Below are 384 nucleotides of genomic sequence, written 5' to 3'. Positions count from 1 at the left end.
TGGATGCAGAATTGCCGCTGCGCCGTATCTATGAATTATTTTTTAAGCAGCCAAAAATTGTCGATAAAGACGTGAACTATGGAGTTGTGAAACCACGCTTTTCTGAATTGCGTTTTGGCATAGCACCACAAGGCTACATCATGTTGTGGGCCAGCGGTTATACCCATCAGGTGGAATTACAAACTTTCCGTGCCCAGATAATTCGCGATATCGATGTGCGCCAGTACAACGCGCGGCTACCCGGCGGTACCTTTACCCTCAATGAAGACCGCTGGAAAGAGTTAAAGGCCTGGCGCTTTAAGCCAGAAACCATAGAGCGCATCAAGGCTGGCTGGCAGGCGAATCCCGACTGGTATATGCGTAGCATACGCGTCAAGTTCCCTT

The 384-nt window shown here is 49.2% G+C and carries 1 protein-coding gene; it reads left to right on the top strand.

What is annotated here, in order from left to right; genetic code table 11:
• A partial coding sequence (locus tag H8K43_RS19345) for a hypothetical protein (RefSeq protein WP_186905261.1) occupies positions 1–384 on the top strand: 384 nt, incomplete at both ends.

The organism is Cognatundibacterium curvum (assembly GCF_014284235.1).
Taxonomy (GTDB): domain Bacteria; phylum Pseudomonadota; class Gammaproteobacteria; order Burkholderiales; family Burkholderiaceae_D; genus Undibacterium; species Undibacterium curvum.
The sequence above is the reverse complement of the archived record's forward strand: the minus strand, read 5'-3'. Positions and strand labels throughout refer to the sequence as shown.